The organism is Arthrobacter sp. P1_D12 (genome assembly GCF_056406175.1).
Window position 1 is genome coordinate 112,237 of record NZ_JBFUAR010000003.1, and the last position, 14,746, is coordinate 126,982.

11 protein-coding genes and 1 pseudogene are annotated in these 14,746 nt (G+C 68.7%); 6 read left to right on the forward strand and 6 right to left on the reverse strand.

Going from position 1 to position 14,746, the window contains the following annotated elements:
* Nucleotides 1-29: 29 nt before the first annotated feature.
* From AC1DZV_RS03510 to AC1DZV_RS03525, 4 genes are all read right to left on the reverse strand, one after another.
* Entirely contained in the window at nucleotides 30-1,277 is a 1,248-nt protein-coding gene (locus tag AC1DZV_RS03510) for an adenylate/guanylate cyclase domain-containing protein (RefSeq protein WP_476952969.1), read from the reverse strand.
* Nucleotides 1,267-1,866, reverse strand: coding sequence for a PH domain-containing protein (locus AC1DZV_RS03515; protein ID WP_476952970.1), 600 nt, complete (start codon nucleotides 1,864-1,866; stop codon nucleotides 1,267-1,269). Before AC1DZV_RS03515 ends, AC1DZV_RS03510 begins: the two co-directional genes overlap by 11 nt.
* Entirely contained in the window at nucleotides 1,859-2,797 is a 939-nt protein-coding gene (locus tag AC1DZV_RS03520; RefSeq protein ID WP_476950599.1) for a biotin--[acetyl-CoA-carboxylase] ligase, read from the reverse strand. The genes AC1DZV_RS03515 and AC1DZV_RS03520 overlap by 8 nt, the downstream gene beginning before the upstream one ends.
* A gap of 184 nt (nucleotides 2,798-2,981) precedes the next feature.
* Nucleotides 2,982-3,872, reverse strand: coding sequence for an SDR family oxidoreductase (locus AC1DZV_RS03525; protein WP_476950600.1), 891 nt, complete (start codon nucleotides 3,870-3,872; stop codon nucleotides 2,982-2,984).
* 204 nt (nucleotides 3,873-4,076) lie between these two features.
* On the opposite strand from AC1DZV_RS03525, the gene AC1DZV_RS03530 reads away from it, so the two are divergent.
* From AC1DZV_RS03530 to AC1DZV_RS03545, 4 genes are all read left to right on the forward strand, one after another.
* Nucleotides 4,077-5,660, forward strand: coding sequence for an acyl-CoA carboxylase subunit beta (locus AC1DZV_RS03530; RefSeq protein ID WP_028278320.1), 1,584 nt, complete (start codon nucleotides 4,077-4,079; stop codon nucleotides 5,658-5,660).
* A 5-nt stretch (nucleotides 5,661-5,665) separates the two neighbouring features.
* Nucleotides 5,666-5,911 carry an acyl-CoA carboxylase subunit epsilon gene (locus tag AC1DZV_RS03535; protein ID WP_476952977.1) on the forward strand — a complete coding sequence of 82 codons (246 nt, stop codon included), beginning with the start codon at nucleotides 5,666-5,668 and terminating at the stop codon, nucleotides 5,909-5,911.
* 120 nt (nucleotides 5,912-6,031) lie between these two features.
* Nucleotides 6,032-7,732, forward strand: a complete 1,701-nt coding sequence (locus AC1DZV_RS03540) for a DUF885 domain-containing protein (RefSeq protein ID WP_476952971.1) — start codon at nucleotides 6,032-6,034, stop codon at nucleotides 7,730-7,732.
* A gap of 261 nt (nucleotides 7,733-7,993) precedes the next feature.
* Nucleotides 7,994-9,445: a dicarboxylate/amino acid:cation symporter gene (locus tag AC1DZV_RS03545; RefSeq protein ID WP_476952972.1), complete on the forward strand. Its 1,452-nt coding sequence runs from the start codon at nucleotides 7,994-7,996 to the stop codon at nucleotides 9,443-9,445.
* 29 nt (nucleotides 9,446-9,474) lie between these two features.
* Here the strand turns inward: AC1DZV_RS03545 and AC1DZV_RS03550 are convergent.
* Nucleotides 9,475-9,960 (reverse strand): annotated as a pseudogene (locus AC1DZV_RS03550) (hypothetical protein); the annotation flags it as partial.
* Between the two features lie 404 nt (nucleotides 9,961-10,364).
* Here AC1DZV_RS03550 and AC1DZV_RS03555 point away from each other — a divergent pair.
* Entirely contained in the window at nucleotides 10,365-11,066 is a 702-nt protein-coding gene (locus AC1DZV_RS03555) for a TetR/AcrR family transcriptional regulator (RefSeq protein WP_476952973.1), read from the forward strand.
* A gap of 1 nt (nucleotide 11,067) precedes the next feature.
* A complete protein-coding gene (locus AC1DZV_RS03560) occupies nucleotides 11,068-13,614 on the forward strand; it encodes an MMPL family transporter (protein WP_476950605.1) in 2,547 nt (848 codons plus the stop codon).
* A 118-nt stretch (nucleotides 13,615-13,732) separates the two neighbouring features.
* Here the strand turns inward: AC1DZV_RS03560 and AC1DZV_RS03565 are convergent.
* A partial coding sequence (locus tag AC1DZV_RS03565; RefSeq protein ID WP_476952974.1) for an HNH endonuclease occupies nucleotides 13,733-14,746 on the reverse strand: 1,014 nt, incomplete at its 5' end.

Consider the following 14,746-nt stretch of genomic DNA (forward strand, 5'->3'; position numbering starts at 1 on the left):
CACGGCCTACCGCCGGGCTGATCCGGCGTTCAGTCCAGGATCAGGCCCCGGCCGCTGCCGGGCTGCAGCTGCACCGGGTGGATTTCACCGAACCCGCGGACGTCCTCGGCCGGCCGGGGCACCAGGACGAAGCGTTCGTCCTGCTCCAGCGCGGCCGCGGTCATCGAATCCACCAGCACTGTTCCAGGGTCCGCGAGAGCCGTCAGGCGGGCGGCGAGGTTGACGGTGGGTCCGTAGATGTCGCCGAGGCGGGAGAGGATGCGGCCCCACACCATGGCCACGCGGGCCTGGGGCAGGATCTCGTCGTCGGTGAAGGCGCGGGACAGGGCCAGGGAAATCTCGGCGCCGGCCGCCGGAGTCTCGGCAATGTACAGGACTTCGTCGCCGACGGTCTTGACCAGCCGGCCGCCGCCGACCGAGATGATTTCGGCGCACTTGTTCTCGAAGCGCTGCACCAGCTGGGCGAGCGTCTTCTCGTTCATCCGGCGGGACAGGCTGGTGTAGGAGACAAGGTCGGCGAAGCCAACCGCCCGGGCCAACGGCAGGGGCGCATCGTCCTCGTCGCCTTCGCGGCCCTCTTCGCTGGACTGCAGCCCGGCTTCGGCCCGGACGGCCAGGCGCTGCACACCGGCGTTGAGCTGGCGGCGCCAGGAGTAGGCGAGCATCTCCTCGAGGGGGTCGATCAGGTTCGGCAACTCGCTGACGAGACGCTTGCGGGCGACGGCGTCGGTCACGCCATGTTCCTGGACCATGTCCTCCACGAGGGCCTCGATCTGCCACACCACCATCCGGTCGGTCATCTGGCCGATGGCCCGGGTGATGGAGATTGCGGCTTCCTCGGTGAGCTTGCCGTCGCGCACCAGGTCCACGATGGTGGACAGGGCGGCCTGGTCACGCTCGGTGAAAGCGACATCTTCATCCCCGAGGTTGGGAAAACCCAGGGCGCGCCAAAGTTTCCGGGCAGAGAGCAGCGAGAGCCCTGCACCGGCGGCGACTTCACGACGCCGAAGCTTGCGTTCGCCGCCCAGCAGCCGCGCTTCCAGGGCCTTGGCGGCGAGCCGTTCAGCGGACATAGTGCCGGTGGGCGGGGCCACGGGTTCAGCTTCGTCGGGTTCGAGTTCGGGTTCGGCAGCGGGTTCGATGAGCGCGCCGGCTTCGCTGCCGAAGGCGGTCCCGGCGTCGCTGTCGGCGGCAGCCGAACCGGCGGCGTCCTCGGGCTCCCGGGGCAAATCCGGGGCAGCGAGATCGATGTCCTGGTGGACGTTCTCAGCGTTCATCTCTTCCACCTTCTCTCGTTTCCCACGGCCAGGCCTCGCCCGGGTTGTCGGTCATGCCATCGGCGCCGGACGCCTCGCCCTGCGGGAGGTCGTCGATGGCGTCCAGCAGGAAATTACGGAATGTCGCCGCCTCCGGGACATCGGGGACCACCGTTCCAAGGGGGTACCCGGTCTCCAAGGATATATTCCCGGAGTGCAATAGGCGCTGCAACAAGGATTGCTCAATGGCCACATGGCGGACGGCGGCGAGGGGGACCTGTTCATCGCGCCGCCGTAACATGCCGTATCGGGCAACTATGCGCTGGCTGGTGAGGATGTAGCGGGTGGCATGCCACGCAATGACCCGCGGGAGGCAATAGCCCAGCAGCACCCACGCCGCCAACGCCAGGCACACGGCGACCAGCCAGGGCGTCCACTCCTTCGGGACGAGGGGGACGAGCCGCGCCGGGCCGCCCTTGACAACCCAGGCGCAGGCATACGCGGCCAAGGCCGGAACAACAATGAACATCAGCGCCGGGACAATGAGCATCCTGGGCTGGGGCCGGGTCACCACAATCACTTGCTCTCCCGGCAGGAGCACTCTACGCATAGCCGCTTTCTGCTCCGCCGCTGCCGGTGCCCTGGCTGCCGGTCCGTGCCGGATTCCACGGCCTCAGGTGCACGACGTCGCCGGCGGTCACCACATGTTCATGGCCCGCGGCATCGACCACCAGGAGTGAGCCGTATTCGTCCAGGCGCGTGGCGTGGCCAATGATCTCGTGGTCGCCCGGGAGTTGGGCCCGGACCTGCTTGCCGAGGGTTGAGAGGAGGTGCTCCACGCGTTTGTGCAGCGACGGGCCACCGGCCATGCCGGCGGTGGGGTCGCCGTCGGCGTTGCAGAAACTCCGGTACAGGGTGGCGAAGCGGGACAGGTAGCTCTTCAGGAGCTCCGTCCGGTCCACCGTGTCCGGATTCTCCAGCAGCACGGAGGTGGCGGTGGGAACCGGGAGTTCGGGCTCCGTCAGCGTGACATTCAGGCCGGTGCCGAGGATGACCGGCGGCGCGCCGCCGGCGCCGAGCGGGCCGAGCTGGGCCAGGATGCCGGCGATTTTCCGGCCCCGGACCAGGACGTCGTTGGGCCATTTGAGTTCCGCCGGAAGGCCTGCCGTTTCCGTCAGGGCCTCCCGCAGGGCGAGGGCGGCCAGGAGGGAGAGCCAGGAGTACCTGTGGGTCGGCAGCGGCCGGCCGGCCCCGTTGACCGGCAGGAGCACCAGGGAGACGGAGACCGAGCTGCGGGCCGGCGCCTCCCACCGGCGGTCGAGCCGGCCGCGCGCGTCGCTCTGGTACTCGGCGGTCAGCACTGACAGGTCCGGCCACGCACCGGGATCCTCGGTCACCCCGCGGAGGAGGTCGGCGTTGGTGGAGCCGGTGGACTCAAGCACCGTCAGGCGCGGAATTCCGTTGGCGGACAGGAACGCCTCATCGCTGAGGGCACTCAGGTCCAGGGGCGGACGGTCCGGGGTTTCCTGCGCGGCTTCCATCCTTGAATCCTACCGAGGAAAGCGCACCGGGGCCCCGGCCGTCTGCCTCAATGCCTCCGCCGAAACTCCCCACCTCTGGCCGGGATGTCCGGCGTGTCGGCCGGACACACCGCTCATTCCGGCGTCCGGCCCCCAAATGAGGGGAAAATCCGCGGGGCAGACGGCCGCAAAACACCCAGCAAGTTCAGAGGAAGATGTCCGGGACCAGCTGGGCCTCCGGCGCGCCGAGGCTGTACGGGCTGAAGTCCGTCACCCCTGCCGCCGCGAGAACCTGTTCATCGGTGTAGAAGTTGCCGCTCCGGCTGCTGTGGGCGGGGACCGCATTGCCGCCGGTCAGCACGGCGTGGGCGGCGTCGGCCATGATTTCGGGGCTGCGGGCGCCCTTGACGATCATGTCGCCGCCGGGCATGTTGCGGATTGCCGCGGTGTCGATCAAGGTACACGGCCAGAGTGAGTTCACGGCGACGCCGTCGGCCTTGAGCTCCTCGGCCAGCCCCAGCGTAGTCAGGCTCATGCCGTATTTGGCCATGGTGTAGGCCAGGTGCAGGCCGGCCCACTTCGGATCCAGGTTCAGGGGCGGGGAGAGGGTGAGGATGTGCCCGGCCCCGGAGGCGCGCAGGGCCGGCAGCGCCATCTTCGAGAGCAGGAACGTCCCGCGCACGTTGATGTCCTGCATGAGGTCATAGCGCTTCATGTCCACGTCGTCGGTGGTGGAGAGGTCAATCGCCGACGCGTTGTTGATGACGACGTCGATCCCGCCAAAGTGGTCCACGGCGGCGCCGACTGCACCGGCGACGTCGGCGTCGTTGCGCACGTCGCCGACCAGCGGCAGGGCCTGGCCGCCCGCGGCCTCGATCTGTTCGGCGGCGGTATACACGGTGCCCTCCAGCCTGGCGTGGGGCTGACCGGTCTTGGCCATCAGGACAATGTTGGCGCCGTCCCGGGCCGCGCGGAGCGCGATGGCCAGGCCGATGCCACGGCTGCCCCCGGAGATGAGGACAGTGCGGCCCTGGAGGGAACCGGCTGCCTGGTACGGCCCTGCGGCGGTGCCCGAAGCATCGTTGCTTGAAGTCATTCCCACACTCTAGCCGACCAATGTTACTGGCGGGTAACAAAGCGGTGAGGGAGCTTCGCGGCGGGAAAATTGTAGGTTCCCTACAGCGGCACCGGCCAATACCGTCACTAGACTTGCCAGCAGAGCCCTGCTTTTGTGGATTCCAGCCAAAGGACCCCACGCAACGGGCGCCGTACAACCTTGCGACAGAGCCGGAGAAACTTGATGAGCCACGATCTGACCACGACTGCGGGAAAGATTGCGGATTTCCGCGACCGCCAGGCCCGTGCCGAACAGCCCTCCGGCCCGGAAGCGATCGCCAAGCAGCACGCGCGCGGCAAGAACACCGCCCGCGAGCGCATCGACCTGTTGCTGGACGCCGGCTCCTTCGTCGAATTCGATGCGCTGGCCGTGCACCGCTCCACCGCGTTCGGCATGGAGAAGAAGAAGCCCCTCGGCGACGGCCTCGTCTCCGGCTACGGCACGGTGGACGGCCGCCCGGTCGCGGTCTACAGCCAGGATTTCTCCGTCTACGGCGGCTCGCTGAGCCAGGTCAACGGCGAAAAGATCGTCAAGGTCCAGGAGTTCGCGCTGCGCAACGGCTGCCCCGTGGTCGGCATCCTCGACGGCGGCGGTGCCCGCATCCAGGAGGGTGTCGCCTCCCTGGCGATGTTCGCGGACATCTTCCGCAACAACGTCCACGCCTCCGGCGTCGTCCCGCAGATCTCCCTCATCATGGGCCCGTCCGCCGGCGGCGCAGCCTACTCCCCCGCCTTGACCGACTATGTGGTCATGGTGGACAAGACCTCGCACATGTTCATCACCGGCCCGGACGTCATCAAGACCGTCACCGGCGAAGACGTGGACATGGAAACCCTCGGCGGCGCCCGGCAGCACAACGCCAACACCGGCACGTCGACTTACCTGGCCTCCGACGAGGCCGACGCCGTCGAGTTCGTCCGCGAACTGCTCGACTTCCTGCCCTCCAACAACCTCGCCGAGGCCCCGGTGCTGGAGCACCAGCAGGAACTGGAGGTCGACGACGACGACCTCGCCCTGGACGCGCTGATCCCGGACTCGGCCAACCAGCCGTACGACATGCGCAAAGTCATCGAGCAAATTGTCGACGACGCCCACTTCCTCGAGATGCAGTCCCTCTATGCCCCTAACGTGATCATCGGCTACGGCCGGGTCGAGGGCCACACGGTGGGCATCGTGGCCAACCAGCCCATGCAGTTCGCCGGCACCCTGGACATTGCGGCCTCGGAAAAGGCCGCGCGCTTCGTCCGGCACTGCGATGCCTTCAACATCCCCATCATCACGCTCGTGGACGTGCCGGGCTTCCTGCCGGGCAAGGACCAGGAGTTCCAGGGCATCATCCGCCGCGGCGCCAAGCTGCTCTACGCGTATGCCGAGGCCACCGTGCCCAAGCTGACCGTGATCACTCGCAAGGCCTACGGCGGGGCCTACATCGTTATGGGCTCCAAGAAGCTCGGCGCGGACCTCAACCTCGCCTGGCCCACCGCCCAGATCGGCGTCATGGGCGCCCAGGGTGCCGTGAACATCCTGTACCGCCGCGAACTCGCCGCGGTGGCGGAGGACGGCGGCGACGTCGAGGCCAAGCGCGCCGAGGTGATCCGCCAGTACGAGGAAGAGCTGCTCAACCCCTACCAGGCCGCCCAGCTCGGCTATGTGGACGCGGTCATCGCACCGTCCGAGACCCGGATGCAGATCATCAAGGGCCTGCGCGCCCTCCGGGACAAGCGGGCCGCCCTGCCCGCCAAGAAGCACGGGAACATCCCGCTGTGAGCCCCATGGCCGAACCCGACGAACCTGCCGACGCGGTGGGCAGCGACGCCGCGCCCGGGATCCTGTTATCCGTCGCCAAGGGCGAGCCGACGCCGGAAGAGCTGGCGGCGCTGACCGCCGTCGTGCTGTCCCTGGGGCAGACCCAGCAGGCGGCACCGGAAAGCCCCGGCGTCCGGCACTGGGTCCGCCGGCAGCAGCTTCGGCTGGCGCCGAGGCCCGGTCCGCAGGCCTGGCGCCGCAGCCTGGGCTGAGCCGACCCGGTTCAGCGCCCTGGCAGGGCCGGCCCGCAGCCGAAATCTGCCCGGGAAAGTTGCGCGCGAAAAAGTTCAGTGACTCTTTCATAACCACGGCGGCCGGGCTAGTCTCGTCGGGTGACTACCGAAATCATCGCCTCAGACAACACTGCCCCCGCGCGCCAGCAGACGGCCATTGACGCCGTCGCCGACGCCTACACGGACACCCTGATCCGGCTTAACCCGAGCTTCGCCACCGAACTCGGCCTGCCCGGGCACGAGACGGAGTACCAGGACTTCTCCCCCGCCGGCCACGAGGAATTCGCGGCCGCCGCCCGCGAGGCACTTGCGGCGCTGGACGGGCTGGAGCCGGCTGACGACGTCGACGCCGTCACGCTCGACGCCATGCGAGAGCGGCTGGGCCTGCAGCTGGAAATCCACGAATCGGGCTGGGCCACGGCCGATCTGAACAACATCGCCTCCCCGTCCCAGGACATCCGCGCGATCTTTGACCTCATGCCGACGGATACCGCCGGGCAGTGGGAGCACATCGCGGGCCGGGTCCGCAATGTCACCGCCGCAATCGACGGCTACATCGAGTCGCTGCGTTCGGCGATGCAGGACGGCAAAGTGGCCGCGGCCCGCCAGGTTTCGATCGTGATCGAACAGGCCACCAAGCACGCCGCGGACGACGGCTTCTTCGCCAAGCTCGCCGCCGGCGCCAAGACCGCGGACGGCCCGCTCCCAACGGAACTGCAGTCACGGCTCGATACCGGCGCGGCAGCTGCCCGGGTGGCGTACTCCCGGCTCGCAGGTTTCCTCGAGTCCGAGCTCCTGCCCGTCGCCCCGGCCAAGGACGCTGTGGGCCGCGCCCGCTACGCCCTGGCCTCCCGGGACTTCCTCGGCGCCACCGTGGACCTGGAGGAAACCTACGCATGGGGCGTCCAGGAACTCGACCGCCTCATCGCCGAACAGGAACGGGTGGCAGGCGAAATCCGGCCCGGCGCCACGGTGGAGGAAGCCAAAGAGATCCTCAACAACGATCCCGCCCGCCAGCTCAAGGGCACCGACGCCCTCCAGGCCTGGATGCAGGAACTGTCCGACAAAGCCGTCGCGGAGCTCGCCGGCGTCCACTTCGAGATCCCGGACGTCATGAAAACGCTGGAGTGCCGGATCGCGCCCACCGATGAAGGCGGCATCTACTACACCGGACCCTCGGAGGACTTCAGCCGCCCGGGCCGCATGTGGTGGTCCGTGCCGGCCGGCGAAGACACCTTCACCACCTGGGCCGAAACCACCACCGTGTACCACGAGGGCGTGCCCGGCCACCACCTCCAGGTCGCCACCGCCACCTACCGCCGGGAGCTGCTGAACAAGTGGCGCCGCAGTGTGTGCTGGACCTCGGGCCATGGGGAAGGCTGGGCACTCTACGCGGAGAAGCTCATGCAGGAGCTCGGCTACCTCAATGATTCGGGCGACCACATGGGCATGCTGGACATGCAGCGCATGCGTGCGGCCCGCGTGGTGTTCGACATCGGCGTGCACCTGGAACTCGCAGTCCCCGAGCGCTGGGGCAGCGGCATCTGGACCTCGGAGAAGGGCTTTGACTTCCTCCGCGCCAACCTGCCGATCAGCGAGGGGCAGCTGAAGTTCGAGTTCACCCGCTACCTGGGTTGGCCGGGACAGGCCCCGTCCTACAAGGTGGGCCAGCGGCTCTGGGAGCAGATCCGGGAAGAGCTGGAATCCCGCCCCGGCTTCGATCTCAAGGCGTTCCACACGAAGGCCCTGAACATCGGCTCGGTGGGCCTGGACACCCTCAAGCGCGCGCTCCTGGGGTAAACCCCCCCAAGGCCGTTGAGATGGAAGTTCGCGGCAGTGTTTCTCCAGAGCATTGCCGCGAACCGTCATCTCGCGCCTCACCGGGCGGTCCGGGCCGCCCGGCGACGAGACAATCGCCACACCGCTTGCCGGAATAACTTCACAAAAGCCCCTGCCGGCGCGGCAATCCCGGGCATTCCGCGGCGCGGGGCCACCGGTGGCGCCGTAACATTTCTCAACATCCGCTCGTCGTGCTATTGGCAACGGTCCTAGCGTGTTCCGGTGACCACTCAGACAAGCACCCCCGCACCCGCTGGAAAGACCGGGTTCCAGCTGCCCAAATGGGCCGGCTCGTTCGGCTTCCAGATCATCGCCGCCCTGATCGTCGGTCTGGGCCTTGGCCTGCTGGCCAAGTACACCGGCAGCACCAAGGCCACCCCCAACGCCCTCGGCAGCACGCTGCAGACCATCGGCTCGAGCTACGTCTCGCTGCTGCAGACCGCCGTGGTCCCCCTGATCTTCACCGCCGTCGTCAGCTCAATCTCCAACCTGCGCGCCGTTTCCAACGCCGCCCGGCTGGCCTGGAACACGCTGCTCTGGTTCGCGATCACCTCGCTGATCGCCGTGCTGATCGGCATCGGCCTGGGCGTGCTGCTGCAGCCCGGCGCCGGAACCGGCATCAGCCAGGAAGCGAAGTACGCCGGCAAGTCCGGTGACTGGTGGGCCTTCCTCACCGGACTGTTCCCGAAGAACTTCCTGGGTCTCGGCGCGACCACCACCGTCACTGACGGCGTCGCCACCACCGCCGTGAGCTTCAACGTCCTCCAGATCCTGGTGATCGCGATCGCCGTCGGCATCGCCGCGCTGAAAGTGGGCAAGGCGGCCGAACCGTTCCTGGCCCTGAACGCCTCCGCCCTCGCCGTCATCCAGAAGGTCCTCTGGTGGATCATCCGGATCGCGCCGCTGGGCACGATCGGCCTGATCGGCAACGCCGTGGCCGTCTACGGCTGGGACACCATCGGCTCGCTCGGCAAGTTCACCGTAGCGATCTACATCGGCCTCGCACTCGTGCTGTTCGTGGTCTACCCCGTGCTGATCCGCAGCCACGGACTGTCCATCAAGCAGTACTACTCCGGCGTGTGGCCGGCTGTGCAGCTGGCCTTCGTCTCCCGCTCCTCGATCGGCACCCTGCCGCTGACCCAGCGCCTGACCGAACGAAGCCTGGGTGTCCCCCGCGCCTACGCCTCCTTCGCCGTGCCGCTCGGGGCGACCACCAAGATGGACGGCTGCGCGGCGATCTACCCGGCCGTGGCGGCGATTTTCGTGGCCCAGTTCTTCGGCATCCAGCTCGACTTCGCCCAGTACCTGCTGATCGCGCTGGTGTCGGTGCTCGGCTCGGCCGCGACCGCCGGCACCACGGGCGCCGTCGTGATGCTGACACTGACGCTCTCCACCCTGGGACTGCCGCTGGCCGGCGTCGGCCTGCTGCTGGCCATCGACCCGATCCTGGACATGGGACGCACCGCCGTCAACGTGGCCGGGCAGGCATTGATCCCGGCGATCGTGGCCAAACGCCAGGGCATCCTGGACGAAACGCTGTACAACGCGCCGCGGAACGGCGACCCGTTTAGCGACGACGTCGACGACGTCGATGGCACCGCCGCCGTCGACCCCTCCGCCACCACTCCCGCGGCAGGACGGGACGAGCGGGAACTGGCTGACGCCAGGGCGTAACAACAGAACGAGTGTTCACCAGAGAAGTCCCCGGGAATGACGGCCTGGTCCAGCCGGGGCTTCAGTGCCGCGGCGTGATTGGCCTGTTCCGCGGTACGCAATTCCTCCAGGGCAGCGGTGACCTTGGCTTCATCGATGCCGAGCGACTTCGCCAGGGACGCGGCCAGGGCCTTCTCCATTGCGGCGCGGTCCGGCTTCTGCCCTGGGGCCGGCGGGGTGGCCGGCCTGTTGGCTTCGCGGAAAGTCTTCAGGGCGTCGGTGACCTTCGCCTCGTCGACGCCGAGCTTGGCGGCGAGTTCTTTGGCGCGGGCGCCGAACTCCGCACGGCCGTGGCCGCGGTGTCCGCCGCGCATGCCGTAGCCGTCGGCGAAGTTGTTCCCGGGAACACTCGAGCTGGGTGTCGGGGTGGGCGCCGGCGTCGTGGTGGCGGAGGCCATCCCGGCGACCCCGAGCCCTGCGCCCAGTGCCACGGCCGCCGGCCCGAGGCCGAGTGCGATTTTCGTTGTGCGTGACATCTGCTGTCTCCTGGATCTGCCGCGCGGTGACGGCGCTTGAAGCTGATGGTTCGTCCGGGGAAGGCTGCTCCACGAGCACCTCCAGTCTGCACCTGCCCCTGCAGAGATAGCTGTTTCCCAGCTTTCACTTTCCTGTGAATCCGGCAGGTACGCCCAGAGGGCAAAAAGAGGGCAAAATGGCGGCAAAGGTGGATAGGCTCTGGGCATGCTGATCGTCACTTCGAATGACATCCCGGGCCACCGGATCGCGCCGACTTCGGCGAAGTCATGGGCCCGACCGTCCGCTCCCTGACCAATTCCGGCGACGCGGCACCCCAGCTCAAGCCTTGAGCGCTGACCCTGCCAGCCCCACCACCCCTGGAAAATACTTGCCCAGAGTGCAAACATGCACGTAGTGTAAGCGCGTGTCCCCATCGCCCTCCCCCTCCGCCGCCCCCGCCGCCGCATCCGGCGACCCGAGTGTCCCCTCCCGCCGCGAACTGAACAAGGCCGCTACCCGGCAGGCCATCACGGACGCCGCCATGGACCTGCTCCGCACGCGGGGACCCGGAAACTTCACGGTGGAGGACATCGCCGACGCCGCCGGGATCTCCCGCCGCACGTTCTTCAACTACTTCGGCAGCACCGAGGCGGCGCTCGCCTCGGTGACGTTCGGCTTCCTGGACACGGCACTTCAGCAGTTCCGGCTCCGCCCGGCAGGCGAGCCCATCCTGGAATCGGCCCGCGCAGCCCTCGTTGAACTGGCCGATCCCATGACCGTCGCACCGGTAGCCGAGCTCTACAGCCTGGGCCAGACCAACCCCCAGCTCAGCCGCTCCGAGCTGGAAGCCTGGGACCACTGCACCGAACAGATCATCGACGCCGCCCGCGAACGCTTTGCGCTGACGGCGGTCGGCGACGTCGACGAGCTCTACCTCCGCGCCCTCGCCGGCTCCGTCATCTCGTGCGGAAAAGCCGCCATGGACGTCTGGTTCGCCCGCTGCGGCGGCGACCTGGCCCCCGAGTCCCTGTCCGTCCTGCGCCAGCTCCTGATCGATTCCATGGGCCTCCTCGGCTCCGGATTCGCGTCCCACTCCCCCGCCACTCCTTCCCCAGATCGGCACTGACATGGCCCTGTTGCTCTACCGTCTCGGCAAGTTCTCCTACCGCCACCGCTGGCTCGTCATCTCCCTCTGGCTCGCCGTCCTGGTGGCCGTCGGCGGCGCGGCTGCGGCCTTCCACGGCACCATGTCCAACAACTTCCAGATCCCCGGCACTGAAACCCAGCAGATGGCGGACAAGCTCAAGCAGGAGCTGCCCAAGTCGTCCGGCGGCTCGGCCGGCATCGTCTTCGAGTCGCAGAACGGCCAGTTCACGCAGGCCGGCAAGGACGCGGTCTCGGCTGCGCTGACCAAGCTGAAAGCCCTCCCCGATGTTCAGGGCACCGTGGACCCGTTCGCCACCCAGGCCCAGCTGGACAAGGCCGTCACGGACCTTGCCGCCGGCGAGCAGCAGACATCCGCAGGACAGGCGCAGCTGGATGCGTCGGCCGCCCGGCTGGCCGCCGGCAAGGCCCAGCTGTCCGCCGCCGAGCAGCAGATGACCGCGGCCGGCATGTCCGCCGAGGCCATCGACGCCCAGCTTGGCCAGCAGAAGGCTGCCCTCGCCGCGGGCCAGGAGAAGCTCGACGCCGGGACCAAGGAACTCCAGGCCGGCGCGGCCAAGCTCGCCCTGGCCAAACGCCAGCTCGAGGCCTCGCAGGGCATGCGGTTCGTGTCCGAGGACGGCACCGCGGCAATCGCCCAGGTCCAGTTCAAGACCTCGATCAACGGGCTGGCCCCCGCCGTGCGCCAGCAGGTCCAGGACATCGCCCACGAAGTCTCCTCTGCCGGCGTGACCGCCCTGGCCAGCAAGGAAATCACGGAGGACGTCTCCGAGCTGTTCGGCATCTCCGAGATCCTCGGCATCGCCATCGCGGCGCTGGTGCTCATCGTCATGCTGGGAACCCTGATCGCCGCCGGGCTCCCCCTGCTGATGGCCCTGGTCGGTGTGGCAGTGGGCGTCGGCGGCACCTTCGCCCTCAGCGGCGCCGTCGACATGAGTTCCATCTCCCCGATGCTGGCGCTCATGCTGGGCCTCGCCGTCGGCATCGACTACTCGCTGTTTATCGTCAACCGGCACCGCGGCCAGCTCCTGGCCGGCATGGACGGCGAGGAATCCGTCGCCCTCGCCACCGGTACCTCCGGCAACGCGGTGCTGTTTGCGGGCCTGACCGTCATCATCGCCCTCGCAGCCCTCGTGATCCCGGGCCTTCCCTTCCTGGCCGTGATGGGCCTGTCCGCCGCCGCAACGGTGGCCGTCGCCGTCGTCGTCGCCCTGACCCTCACCCCTGCCATGCTGTCCCTGATCGGGCCCAGACTCATTTCCCGCCGCGTCTGGGCCAAGGCGAAGAAGCACAATGCCGCCCCCGGCCACGAGAGCGCGGACCGTGCCCGCGACGAACGCCGCAGCAAACAGGGCTGGGGCGGACTCGTCACCCGGCACCCGGTCCTGGCACTGCTGGCCGGTGTCCTGCTGCTGGGCATCGTGGCACTGCCGGCCAGCCAGTTGCGGCTGGCGCTGCCCGACGGCGGGTCCGAGCCCGTGGAGTCGCAGGCGTTCAAGGCCTATGACGTCACCGGCCGCAGCTTCGGCGAAGGCATGACAGGCCCGATCGTGGTGGTGGGCGACTTCCCGGCCGGCCTGAGCGCGGAGGAAGCCACAGCCAAGCAGCTCGACGTCGCCGACATCCTCCGCGGCACTGGCAACGTCACCGCCGCCATTCCGGTGGCACTGAGCGAGGACCGCCGCACCGCGGTGTTCCAGATCATCCCGCGGGAGGGCCCGGCCAGCGCGAGCACCGTCCAGGTGGTCTCCGAGCTGCGCGCCGAAAAGGACCGCATCAAGGAATCCACCGGGGTCAGCATCGGCCTCACGGGGCAGACTGCCGGCAACGTCGACGTCTCCGCCAAACTCGGCGATGCCCTGCCCCCGTACCTGGCCATCGTCGTCGGGCTGTCCCTGATCCTGCTGTTGCTCGTGTTCCGCTCCATCGTGGTGCCGCTGCTGGCCACGGGCGGTTTCCTGCTCTCGCTCGCGGCCGCCTTCGGAGCCGTCGTCGCGGTCTACCAGTGGGGCTGGCTGGGAACGGTGTTCGGCGTCGAAAACCCGGGCGCCGTGCTGAGCTTCCTGCCAATCATCCTGATCGGGGTCCTGTTCGGGCTGGCCATGGACTACCAGGTGTTCATCACCTCGGGCATGCGTGAGTCCTTCATGCATGGCGAATCGGCCCGGCATGCGGTCCGCACCGGCTTCAGCCATGCCGCGTCCGTGGTCACCGCCGCCGCCATCATCATGGTCAGCGTGTTCGCCGGCTTCATCTTCTCCCACCTGAATATGGTCCGGCCGCTGGGCTTCGCGATGGCCTTCGGTGTTCTGGTGGACGCGTTTGTGGTCCGCATGACGATCGTCCCGGCCGTGATGTACCTGCTCGGCGACAAGGCGTGGTGGCTGCCCCGCTGGCTGGACCGGATCCTGCCGGACGTCGACGTCGAGGGCGCCAAGCTCCGGCCCGCGGCTTCGGCCTCAGCCTCGGCCGACAGCGAGCCCGAGCCGGAGGAGATCGGCGCGCGCTAAAGCCCGCCGAAGAGTTGCCCCAAAGTCGAGTTGCCCTGAAGCCGCCCGCTGATCGTTTCGATCGGCGGGCGGCTTTTTCGAGCGTGCAGCTCGGGCATGCTTGTGGCCCGTTCCCCGCTCAAGCCGCCAGTGAGCCTGAGGGCCGTATACGCTTGAGCGTCTTCGCGTGGTGGCGCTCATCACGGCGCCGGCGGCGGGAATCCACGCTCGCCTCGCCGGCACGCGATCCGGGCAGGGGCGGCGCCGTGGAACGGTACGTGTGGCCGGTGGGGGTGGTGACTTCGATGGTGTGCCTCGCGCCGATGCTCGAGGCGGATCCGGGTGCGGCTTCAGGGCTGGGGCGGGCTTTCCAGCCGGGGGTTTCTTTGGTGTGGTTGCAGGCTTCGCAGAGTCCGGCGGCGTTGTCCGTGGTGGTCGGGCCGCCGGTGTGCCAGGGAATGATGTGGTCCAGGTGGCGGATGGGCGCGTCGCAGTAGGGGGTGCGGCACGTGTCGTCTCTGGTTTGGATGAAGCGGCGGTGCCCGGGCGGGAAGAGCCGGGCCCGGGAGTCCATCCCCACGAGCTCGCCGGTGCCGGGGTGGGTGTAGAGCCGCCGGAGCCAGGTCTTGAAGTCCCGGTCCTTGGCGTTCGTCCCGGCGCCGATGCGTTCCCGGGCCCAGGCGGCGGGGACGGTGCCGTAGCCGGGCAGCACGGCCGGTTCGGCGTTGCCCTGGAASAGGRTGCGGTCGGTGATGACGAGCTGGATCTCGACGCCGCTGATCCCGCCCGGGGTTCCGGTGGTGCGTTCGACCAGCGCGTCGGCCATGAGCTGCCCGCGGCCCCTCGGGTCCGCGGCGGCGCGGAGGGTGTCGGCGTGCCCGCTCAGSGCCTTGTAGACGGCGACGCCTTGGGCGACGGGCAGCAGGGCGGTCAGATGGCACATGGTGTCGGGGGCCGGGCGCAGGCTGACGTGCCGCTCGGATACGGCGTGCGCGGCGCGTTCGGTGACGGAGCGGGGGTCACGCCGGTACGCGGCGGTGCGGGCCGCGGCCACAATGGCCCGGTCGCCCTTGCCCGCCAGCGCGCCCGAATCGGCGGCGASTTCGGCGTCGACGGCGGCCCGGTCCGCGGCGCTCAGGCACGCGGTTTCGCG